Below are 8,015 nucleotides of genomic sequence, written 5' to 3'. Positions count from 1 at the left end.
CTCGTCGATGATCAACTGGACTCCGGGAAGCTTCTCCAGCTCGCGAAGCTCCTGCACCGAGAACTTCGCCTGGGCGACTCCACGACGGACGAGCAGATGGAGCTCACGGGCCTTGTTGGCCTTGATGCCTTCGTAGACGTTGTCGGGGATGTCGGTGCGACTTTTCAGATCGTCGGCGTCACGCATAAGCTCGCGGGCCACATCCATCGCGACGTTGCCGCCACCGATGACGGCCACGCTCTCCGCATCCAACGGCCATTGCCGAGCTCCGGTGGGGTATCCATCATACCATTCCACGAAGCGCGCTGCCCCGTAGACGCCGTCAAGTTCCGTTCCCGGAATGGGAAGCGGCTTGTCCTCCACCGCCCCGGTTGCGAACAGAACCGCGTCGTATCGCTCCAGCAGGTCCTCCAACGTGAGATCCTTGCCGAACTCGACATCGCAGTACAGATGGATGTCGGGATTGTCGAGCGTCTTCTCCAACGCGTCCGCGATGAATTTGATACTGGGATGGTCGGGCGCCACACCGTAGCGGACGAGCCCGAACGGGACGGGAAGCTTCTCGAAAAGATCGATGCGGGCTTTGTCGCCCAACCCCATGTCCGCGCCGATTTTGCGCAGTTGACGCAGAAAGATGTCGGACGAGTAGACACCAGCCGGGCCGGCGCCGATGACGGCGATGCGAAGTTCAGAGTTCTCAGTCACGCGCTCTAGCCTAATGCAATCGACGCCATTACGGCAGGGGTCACGCGAGATGGGGCACGAGGACATCGCCATCGTCGACCACGGAGGTCGGGTGCGGGACGTCGACCAACGCGGTCAGCGCCCAAAGAATCGACACCACATCGATGCCTTCCTGAAGGAACGCCCCGACCACGACGGGAATAAGATCAAAGGCCGCGGCGACCATGCCCAGAAGCGCCAGCAGAAGCCCGCCGACCACCGCCTGAAGCATCACTCGTGTGGTTCGACGCGCAATCGACAGCGCCCGGTACACGGAAGCGATGTCGTCGTTCATGATGACGGCCGGGGCGGAATCGGCGGCGGCCGTGGCGGTTCCGTCCGTCATCGCCATACCGACGTCGGCTGCGGCGAGTACCGGGGCGTCATTGACGCCGTCGCCCACCATCATGGTGGCGGTGCGGGACCGTGAACGCCCTGCACCGCCGCCGGAGACCACGGCGACCTTGTCCTGCGGGAGCAGATCGGCGCGCACGTCGTCGATGCCGACCTCATCGGCGATGACCCGTGCGGACTCGGCCCTGTCTCCCGTCACCATGGTCAGATCCACCCCCATGCCGCGCAGCGCATCCAAGGTCGAACGCGAATTCGCCCGGGGAAGGTCGCGCATGACGACGCGCGCGGCCAGAGCACCATCGCAGGACACGTAGGCGACCATCTCATCGGGCTCCAGCGGACGCCATCCGTGGACGTCCTTGACGCCGCCTGCGTCCTGGTCGGAGACGAAGCCAGACCGCCCGACACGCACCTGGACGCTGTCCACATCGGCCTGGATCCCATTGCCGGCGTCCTCGCGCACGCCGGTGACAACCGGCCGGCGATGATTCCCCCGCCGACGGCCCGACGCCTCGGATCCGGCCCGCGCCATGCCCTTGGCCAGAATATGCACGGAATATGTCTCGACCACGCCGGCAAGCTCCAGGATCCTGTCGGCATCCCACTCGCCCGACAATCCCTGCGGTCTGACCGACCCGGGAACCATGTCGACGCCAACGACCTGAGGGACGGTCGAGGTAAGCGTTCCCGTCTTGTCGAAGAAGACATGGCCAACGTGCGCCAATGCCTCGAGAGCATCCTGGCTTTTCACGAGGATGCCGGCTCTGGCCAGACGTCCCGTCCCCGCGACGAAGGCCACCGGCGCCGCAATCAGCAGCGGGCATGGGGTGGCGAGGACGAGGACCTGAGCGAACCGCAGTGGGGTGCCGGATAGGGCCCAGGCGACGCCCGCTATGAGAAGGGACGCCACGGTGAAGGGGACTGCCAGGCTGTCCGCGATGCGAACCGCGGGGGCACGCGACTCCTGGGCGTCCGCGACCATCGCGAGGATGCGCTGATACTGCGAATCGGCCGACACTCGCGTGGCCTTGACCGTGATCGCCGTGGCTCCGTTCACGGCTCCGGACAGCACCCTTGCTCCGGCGAACACCTCGCGCGGGACGGATTCCCCGTTGATGCTGCTCAGATCCAGGATGGCGCTGACGCTGAGCAGACTGCCATCGACGGGAACGATCTCGCCGGGCAGCACGAGGACGACATCACCGACACCAACCTCATCGACGGGAACCGTGCGGAAGTGGTCATCTATTCCGGAGTCCGGCTGAGGACTTTGGGTGGAGGATAATCCCCCCCTCGATATCGAATCTCCCGTGCTTCTCCATCCATCGACATCGCGTGCGCGTCCGGATGAGCCCACTCCCCGAAGGGTGACCACATGAGCCTGTCTGGGAGCGGCGGACACCAAGGCATTAAGACTCGATGTGGCCCGACCGTTCGCGTATCGTTCGATCGCATCGCCCGACCACACCATAAGAGCAACAGCCCAGCTGGCCCAGTACTGTCCGACGAGAAGCGTGGAGACGAGCGCCATGATGGCGAGCACGTCCACTCCCGCCTTGCCGTGGAGGAGATCGGATGCCACGTCGACGACCATCGGGACCACCGTGGCGACGACCACGGCGACGACCACGCTCTGTCCAATCGAGGGGAGCCAGGTCCGTTGGAATGGCGTCCATCCCCAGCGCACGCCCCATAACAGGGCGATGGGAAAGACTGAGATAACGGTGACCGCGAGCATGGGCACCTGGGAAACACGATCGACGATGCGACGCATCGATTCTCCTTACGCGGATGTATCGTCCCCGGGAAACTGCCGGAGGCGGCATGGCACGCCTTGTTAACCCATCGACGGCACACGGGGCGCTGCTCGATACACGGCGTAAAGATGACATCTTCAGTTATGCAGGCGGATTAATCCGCCAACGGCCACACGCATCGTGGCCTGATTGGCAGGATACCACAAGGGATTGGCTGGGTCTCAAACTCCCGGATTGGACCTGTTGCGACGAAGGCGCCGATTCTAGGCTGACGAGCGGCATCATCATGAGGGAAAGGACGATCATGGCATCATCACAGACGAACGATACCGCACCGGAACGGTCCGAGGCGCCAGACAGAGCGGAGCTCAACCGCAATCTGGCTCAGATGCTCAAGGGTGGGGTCATCATGGACGTGACCACCCCCGATCAGGCCCGCGTCGCCGAGGACGCCGGTGCCTGCGCGGTGATGGCGCTCGAGCGCATCCCGGCGGACATCCGCGCGGCCGGCGGGGTGTCGCGCATGAGCGACCCGGCGATGATTCACGGCATCCAGAAAGCCGTATCGATCCCGGTGATGGCCAAGGTGCGCATCGGGCATATCGTCGAGGCCCGCATTCTGCAGGCCATCGACATCGATTACATCGACGAGTCCGAGGTGCTCAGCCCCGCCGACGACGTCCACCACATCGACAAGACGCGCTTCTCCGTTCCCTTCGTCTGCGGGGCGAAGAATCTGGGCGAGGCCCTGAGACGCATCGCCGAAGGCGCTTCGATGATCCGGACCAAAGGCGAGCCCGGCACCGGCGACGTCATCCAGGCCGTGCGGCACATGCGCACGATGAACAGGCAGATCCGCCAGCTTGCGGCCCTGCGCGACGACGAGGTGTTCGAGACCGCCAAGGAGCTCGCCGTGCCCCTGGATCTCGCCCGGTACGTCCACGGCAACGGCCGTCTTCCCGTGGTCAACTTCGCCGCCGGAGGCATCGCCACTCCCGCCGACGCCGCGCTCATGATGGAGCTGGGTGCCGAGGGCGTGTTCGTCGGATCGGGCATCTTCAAGTCCGGGGACCCGACCAAGCGCGCGGCGGCGATCGTGCAGGCGACGGCGGACTGGCGCGATTCGGACAAGATCGCTCGCCTGTCGGAGAACCTCGGCGAGGCGATGGTGGGCATCAACGAGGACGAGATAACCACTCTGATGGCCAAGAGGGGAGAGTAGGCGATGGTTCTCGCCGCCGAATACATCACCAAGGAGCGGTCGCGCCTCCAAGGCGACGACGTGACCGGAATCGTCGCGGTCCAGGGCGCCTTCGCCGAGCACGCCGCGATGCTGGACGCCATCGACGCCCCGTGGCGGCTCCTGCGATCCGCGGATGACTGGGACGATTCCATCACCCGGGTCATCTTGCCCGGGGGCGAAAGCACCACGCAGGGACGGCTCCTCCGCTCCACCGGACTCGATGCGCCGATATCCCGACATCTGAGTCAGGGACGACCCGTTCTGGGCACCTGCGCCGGCATGATCCTGCTCGCCGAACACCTGGAGAATGACGATTCCGTCTACTTCGGCGTCCTGCATGCCACGGTCCGTCGCAACGCCTACGGACGGCAGCTGGGAAGCTTCTCCACGACGGGGTCGTTCGGCGATATCGGCGACGTGCCGCTGGTGTTCATCCGCGGCCCCTATGTGGCGGATACGGGCGCGGACGTCACCGTGGAGACGCAAGTCGACGGACATCCCGTGGGGCTGCGCCAGGGATCCATCCTCGCCATGGCATTCCATCCCGAGCTCACGTCGGACACCCGAATCCACGAGCTGTTCCTCTCCTTATGATGGCCGTTATGATGGCCGGTGATGGGCATACTCCGCCCTCGGAGTCCCGACGGAACCATCATCACGTCCCCGTCCGGTCTCCCCGGCCGGCCATCGAAGGATAGACATGCGCGTCACCGTGAACAGACATAGCGGAGTCCCACTGTACCGCCAGATCGCCGGGGAAATCCGCAGCCTGATTCTGGGCGGCCATATGGTGGCCGGATACCGCCTTCCGCCGGAACGGTCCCTGGCCCACGACCTCGGGGTCAACAGGGCCACCGTCATGCAGGCGTACGACCAGCTTCGTTCCGAAGGCCTTATCGTCTCCATGACCGGTCGTGGCACGTTCGTGCGTCCCGAACGGGACCTCCATGATCCGCAGCCGACGGCCGACGCGGAATCCGACCGCGTCCACACGTCGCCCCCGTGGCCGATTCTCTTCAGCGATTACTCGAACAGGTTCACCTACCACGACATCGCCTCGGCAAACATGGCGCAGGATCCGGGCTCGGGAATCGACTTCGCGACGGGATCACCCAACCCGAAGGACATCCCCGACGACCTGCTTCGACGCATCAGCTCGAAGGCCTTCGCGTCCCACGCCTTCGACGGCAAGCCCGAGTCCCCCATCGAGGGGTTCGACGAACTGCGCGAACTGCTGGCGGCACGGATGTCCCAACGCGGCGTGAGCTGCGGCGCCTTCAACATCATGGTCCTCTCCGGCTCCGAGCAGGGCATAGATTTATGCGTGCGCACCCTCATCAACCCCGGTGACGTTATCCTCACCGAGGAATCCACCTTCTTCCCCGCTCTGCAGGCGTTCCGCTCGGCGCAGGCGCGAATCGTGGGAGTCCCCACCGACGGGGACGGCATCCGCATCGACATGCTCGAGGCCTATTGCTCAAGGCTCCATCCCAAGATGATCTACACCATCCCCACCTTCCAGAATCCGACCGGCAGGACGCTACCGGCCGAGCGGAGACGCGCTCTGGTGGAGACCGCGATCAAGCATCAATGTCTGATCCTCGAGGACGATCCCTATGGCGATCTGCGCTACGAAGGGGAGACCCCGATTCCGCTGGCTGGCATGGAGAACTCCGGATACGTGATCTATCTGTCCACGTTCTCGAAGACGGTGGCTCCGGCATTGAGGACGGGCTGGATCGAGGCCGACGGAAACGTCATCTCACGACTGGCGGCACTTCGCAGGATGATCGACCAGCGCACAAGCGCATCGTCGCAGCGGATCTGCATCGAGCTTCTCCGAGGGGACACCATCGATCGCCACGTGTCCGCTCTGGTCAAGACATACCGCCGTCGACGCGATCTCATGGAGGACGCGCTGCGACGGCATGCGCCGCGGGGAATGACATGGCACGATCCCCATGGAGGCTATTACGTCTGGGCCCGACTTCCCGAAGGCGTCAGGGCCGAGACGCTTCTGCGCGCATGCCGCGCCGATGGGGTGACGTTCATGCCCGGTGCCATATTCTCCGTCGAAGCCGGTGACGACAGGCATATACGGTTGAACTTCGCGCGACCGGACACCTCGGATGTGGCGCGGGGAATCGGAATCGTGTGCGCGCATGCCGCACGAATGGCCGATGTCCGCGACGAATGATCGTCGCGGACATCGTTCCCGTCAAAGCGCCGGGCCGTCGCGCGACGGCCCGGGCCCGCCGGATCTACCAGAGTCCGAAGGGATCGAAGAGACCCCCGTCGTCTCCGCTGCCGTCGTCGTTGTTGTTGTTCTCATTGTTGCTGTTTCCACTGCTGTTGCCGCTGCTGCTCGAGCTGCTGCTGGTCGACTCCTGCTGGTCCAGCGTCACATCCACCGCGATCGTCTTGCTGTCCCGTACCACGGTGAGGGTGGCCTTGTCGCCCAGAGACGCGGCCCGGACGAATCCCAGCAGGGAATAGCTGTTGCCGACCGCCTCGCCGTTGAAGGCGACGATGGTGTCACCGACCTTCAGGCCGGCCTTGGCCGCGGGGCTTCCGGACACCACTCCGGCGCTTCCGTTGGAGGACGTTATCTTCGCGCCTCCACGCGTCACGCCATCCGCGGTGACGGTGTCGCTGGTGATGGTGACGCCGAGCATGACGTGCTTGGCCGATCCGTTCTTGATGATCTGGTTCGCGACCTTCTTGACGAGGTTCGACGGAATCGCGAATCCGATGCCGATGGATCCCGCCTCGGAGCTGGACGTGGCCGTCGAGGCGATGGACGAGTTGATTCCGATGACCTGTCCGGCCGCATTGAACGTCGGGCCACCGGAGTTGCCGGGGTTGATCGCCGCGTCGATCTGGACCGCGTTGGTCACGATTTCGGAGTTATTGTCGTCCTCCACCGAAACGGGGCGGTTCAGCGCGGACACGATGCCCGTGGTGGCGGTGTCGTCGTATCCCAGAGGATTGCCGATGGCCATGACGGCCTCCCCCACCGCGAGGTTATCGGAGTCCGCGAACTCCACCGCCGTCAGGTCGCTGGGAGGGTTCTCCAGCTTGATGACTGCCAGATCCGTCGTAGAGTCCGTACCCACGACCTTGGCCGTGTACATCTGTCCATTCGCCAGGGTCACCTCGATGGATGTGGCGTCGGAGATGACGTGGTTGTTGGTCACGATGTAGCCCTTGGTGTTGATGATGACCCCCGACCCCTTGGCGGTTCCGTTCGAGAGGGTGGTCTGGATGGACACCACCGACGAGGAGACGTCCTTCGCGACGGCGGCCCAATCGATGGCGCTTCCGGTCTTCGCGGAGGCGGTGCCCGATCCGGACGTGTTCGAGCTGACGCTGGACAGCGATCCCGACGTCGGCACGGTCACCCACCCCTGAGTCAGGGCGGCATATCCGACGCCTAGGCACAGAACGGCCGACACGAGGGCCGCGACGACCGCGACGATCACGTTGCCGGCGGTCCGACGCTGGACGGGCCGTCCGCCGCCGAACCCCTCAGGCAACCGCCCCATCATCGCCGGATCCTGTGGTCCTTGAGGACCGCCGGGACCCCACGGCCCCTGCTGTTCCTGCTGTCCCGGCGCGGACGAACGGGGATCGGTGTTGTTCGTGAACGGATTCCCCGTGGGCATGACATACGGGTTGCGGTTGCCGGCATTCGGCATCGGAGCCTGCGACTGATCTACCGACTCCGGGTTCTGCGCGGCTCCCATGGGTATGCGCTGGGTCGGATTCTGCACGGGCCCGTTCACCCCATTCTGCCCCTGATCCGAGCCCGACGCGGTCGGTGCATACGCGCCGTACTGGGGAGCGGGGCGGTAGTAGCCGTTCTGTTGAGGCTGAGACTCCGGCTGAGGCTGAGGCTGAGGCACCCCATCATCCGCCTCCTGCGTCGAATACGCGGT

The 8,015-nt window shown here is 64.7% G+C and carries 6 protein-coding genes; 3 read left to right on the top strand and 3 right to left on the bottom strand.

Annotated features, from left to right (window positions below; genetic code table 11):
• Both Q1X90_RS03565 and Q1X90_RS03560 read right to left on the bottom strand, forming a co-directional pair.
• On the bottom strand, window positions 1-705 hold a 705-nt coding region (locus tag Q1X90_RS03565), incomplete at its 3' end, for an FAD-dependent oxidoreductase (protein WP_300766604.1).
• 40 nt (window positions 706-745) lie between these two features.
• Complete coding sequence (locus Q1X90_RS03560) at window positions 746-2,851, bottom strand: heavy metal translocating P-type ATPase (protein ID WP_300766602.1); 2,106 nt, start codon at window positions 2,849-2,851, stop codon at window positions 746-748.
• A gap of 287 nt (window positions 2,852-3,138) precedes the next feature.
• Between Q1X90_RS03560 and pdxS the strand changes: the two genes are divergently transcribed.
• The 3 genes from pdxS to Q1X90_RS03545 all read left to right on the top strand — a co-directional run bounded on the left by pdxS (window position 3,139) and on the right by Q1X90_RS03545 (window position 6,274).
• Complete coding sequence (gene pdxS, locus Q1X90_RS03555) at window positions 3,139-4,056, top strand: pyridoxal 5'-phosphate synthase lyase subunit PdxS (RefSeq protein ID WP_300766600.1); 918 nt, start codon at window positions 3,139-3,141, stop codon at window positions 4,054-4,056.
• A 3-nt stretch (window positions 4,057-4,059) separates the two neighbouring features.
• A complete protein-coding gene (gene pdxT / locus Q1X90_RS03550; RefSeq protein WP_300766598.1) occupies window positions 4,060-4,671 on the top strand; it encodes a pyridoxal 5'-phosphate synthase glutaminase subunit PdxT in 612 nt (203 codons plus the stop codon).
• 106 nt (window positions 4,672-4,777) lie between these two features.
• Window positions 4,778-6,274, top strand: a complete 1,497-nt coding sequence (locus Q1X90_RS03545; RefSeq protein WP_300766596.1) for a PLP-dependent aminotransferase family protein — start codon at window positions 4,778-4,780, stop codon at window positions 6,272-6,274.
• Window positions 6,275-6,338: 64 nt separating this feature from the next.
• Here the strand turns inward: Q1X90_RS03545 and Q1X90_RS03540 are convergent.
• Window positions 6,339-8,015, bottom strand: a 1,677-nt coding sequence (locus Q1X90_RS03540) for a trypsin-like peptidase domain-containing protein (RefSeq protein WP_300766594.1), incomplete at its 5' end; no start/stop codon positions are given.

The sequence above is a fragment of the uncultured Bifidobacterium sp. genome, from assembly GCF_949292005.1.
Lineage (GTDB): Bacteria > Actinomycetota > Actinomycetes > Actinomycetales > Bifidobacteriaceae > Bifidobacterium.
This window is presented reverse-complemented; position numbering and strand designations above follow the sequence as displayed.